This is a genomic window from Candidatus Polarisedimenticolia bacterium, from assembly GCA_036001465.1.
GTDB lineage: Bacteria > Acidobacteriota > Polarisedimenticolia > Gp22-AA2 > Gp22-AA2 > Gp22-AA3.
This window is the reverse complement of the sequence record DASYUH010000036.1, coordinates 1-2,792: the sequence shown is the minus strand read 5'-3', so window position 1 is coordinate 2,792 and position 2,792 is coordinate 1. Positions and strand designations below refer to the sequence as shown.

Here is a 2,792-nt window from a genome sequence, read left to right as displayed (position 1 = left end):
CGCGCGCGCCTCGGCCATGTCGCCCACCGCGGACCACGAGTCGGTGCCCGGATCGTAGGCTTCGGCGGCGCTGGTCGCTTCGCCCCCGGCGGCGAGTCCGCCCGTGACGAGCACGCGGCCGTCGCTGAGCGCGACCGCGGCGGCGCGGGCGCGCGCCACTCCCATGGCCGCGGCGGGCGAGAACACTTGCGTCCCGCCGTCGTACAGCTCGGCGGTGGCCGAGGGCCCTTCGGCGTCCTCCCCCCCCGCCACCACCAGCACGCGGCCATCGGCGAGCAGGGCGGCCGTGGCCCCGGTGCGGCTCGAAACCATTCCGCCGGTGGGAGCCCAGGTCCCCGTGGGCACCTGGGGTGCATCCGCTGTGGAGATCAGCCCCTGAAGAAGGACAACCGCGACCAGCCAGGCCGGACGTCGAGAGGCGCGAGGTGTCATGTGTACCCTCCGCACCGTCGAAAATCGACCGCATCCAGGCTCGGTCGGCTACGGCCTGATCTTCTTCCCGTGCTCGTCGAGCTCGGTGTCCAGCACCGGGGTGCCGGCCATCGGCCCCACGCCCTCCCGGCCCGGATGCTCGGGGATGTCCACGATCGCCTCGCCCACGTTGTTGGAGTAATCGGACTCCGGCAACTGGTGGCAGAAGCCTTCCGGATCGACGTGGGGGCAGGGCTCGCCGGCCGCCGCCACGAACGGCGGGTTCACCGTGATACGGATAACGTAGCGGCCCGGGGGCACCGGCGGCTGCTCGTCGCCGCCGTCGAGGACGAAGTACTGTCCGCCCAGGAAGAACCGGTAGGCGTCGGACCATCCGTGGCTGATCCCCTGGTTGCCGGGAATGCCCACGAGGCCGCAGCTCCTGAAGTTTGGGGTCCGGGGCGGTTCGTCGCCCGCCAGCCCGGGCGGGTTGGGGTCGGTGTCCAGCATGCAGAAGCCCTTCTTGGCGGCCTTCCACACCTGACCCGTGGCCGGGTCGATGAGCTCGTAATTGGCGTAGTGGCGGAAGTGGTAGTGGTTGTGGCAGGTGGCGAACTCAAAGAGGCCATCGTTCGCGGCAACGTGTTCGTTGGGGTCGCCGACGAAGGTGTCGGCGTCGCCCACATTGGGGGTCATGACGGTGAAGCGGATGAGCCGGCGCAGGCCGGCGGTGACTTCGCCCTCGATCACGCTGCACGTGTCGGGGGAGAGCTTCTCGTCGCGCACGACCCACTGGCTGGCGAGCCGGTCAGCCCTCACGATGAGGTCGGGCATTCCATCGGCCACGGCCCGGGCCGGAGCGACGGCGAGGGCGGCCGCGGCGGCGAAGAAGAGGACGCTCCGGCCGAATGACCGCGAAGTGACCACTCGAAGGTGACCGGCGGCGGTCAGATCCCCACGGACATCGGCTGAAGGCCAGTTCCGGATCGTCGCTCGGATCATAGATGGACGCCGCCTTTCTTTGGCTTGCAGGCTCCGACGGGGGGCGCCGGGGTGTATGTACAGCCGCCGGTGACCGGGCTGCAGGCGTCGATGGTGCAGATGTTGCCGTCGTCGCAGGCGCCGTTGTCCGGGAGGTTGATGCATGCGCCAGTCGTCGGGTCGCAGCTATCATTGGTGCAGGTTATCCCGTCGTCGCAGCTCTTCTGGGCGTTGACGCACTCGCCCGTCCTCGGGTCGCAGCTATCATCGGTGCAGGCTATCCTGTCGTCGCAGCTCTTCTGAGCGTTGACGCACTCGCCGGTCCTCGGGTCGCAGCTATCATTGGTGCAGGCAATCCCGTCGTCGCAGCTCTTCTGGGCGCTGACGCACTCGCCGGTCGTCGGGTCGCAGCTATCATTGGTGCAGGCGTCCCCGTCGTCGCAGCTCTTCTGCGTGTTGACGCACCCGGTCGTCGGGTCGCAGCTGTCACTGGTGCAGACGTTCGCGTCGTCACAGGTAGCCGCCGTCCCCGGAGTACACTCTTTGCTAACGCAAAAGTCGTTCTCGGTGCACGGGTTACCGTCATCGCACGGGGTACCTCGGTCTGCGGCGTCGTGTCTACACTGCCCGGCGGGGTTGCAGAGGTCATCTGTGCAGGGGTTGTCGTCGTCGGGGCAGTCGTCGTCGGTTTCGCACTCCCGGGGAGGCGGAGCATCCCTGAACGTGGTCTGCGCCTGCGACGCGGCCCCGGTGGCGGTGAGATAGAACTGGACGCCGACGTCATGCTCTTCCGGCGCGAACTCGTTGTTGAAGATGTTGCCCGCCTCGTCCGCGGTCGCGGTGAGCGTCCGGTCGTCGTGGGTCTGGGGGACCTCCCGCAGGAGCAGGTCGACTGTCTCGCCCGGCTGCCAGCCTGAGCCGGTGACGGTGACCGTCTCACCAACGGTGTAGTCGGACTTGTCCGTCCTCACGGTGGCGAAGCCGTGGAGCTCGGCGCTGGAGAGGCCGCTGCCGCCGGCCACCAGGAGCCGACCCTCCAGATTGAGCGGGCTTCCCGCCGCCCCGGCCCGAGCCTCCGACATGTCTCCCGTGGCCCTGAACGCGTCGTTCCAGGGCGCGAACAGCTCCGCGGAGGCGGTGGGTGCGCCGTCGGAGGTCCCGCCCGCGATGAGGACCTGGTTGTTGAAGGGCAGCAGGAAGGCGAGATGGCCCTGGCGGGCGGTGGCCAGCCCCCCGGCGGTGGCCGCGAAGCTGTCGGCGGCGGGGTCGTAGACCTCGGCCGAAGCCAGGTCGCTGGTGCCGTCGCTGCCGCCGGCGACGAGCACCCGTCCGTCCAGGAGCGTGGTGGCGGAGGTTGCGGCGCGGGCGGTCGAGAGCGCCGGGCCCGGCGAAGCCACGCC

Annotated in this window: 3 protein-coding genes; all 3 read right to left on the bottom strand. The window is 69.6% G+C overall.

Annotated elements, in window-relative coordinates; genetic code table 11:
- Positions 1 to 432, bottom strand: a 432-nt coding sequence (locus VGV60_07380) for a kelch repeat-containing protein (protein HEV8701077.1), incomplete at its 3' end; no start/stop codon positions are given.
- Between the two features lie 48 nt (positions 433 to 480).
- Complete coding sequence (locus VGV60_07375) at positions 481 to 1,413, bottom strand: lysyl oxidase family protein (protein HEV8701076.1); 933 nt, start codon at positions 1,411 to 1,413, stop codon at positions 481 to 483.
- A partial coding sequence (locus tag VGV60_07370; protein HEV8701075.1) for a hypothetical protein occupies positions 1,410 to 2,792 on the bottom strand: 1,383 nt, incomplete at its 5' end. The genes VGV60_07370 and VGV60_07375, both read right to left, overlap by 4 nt.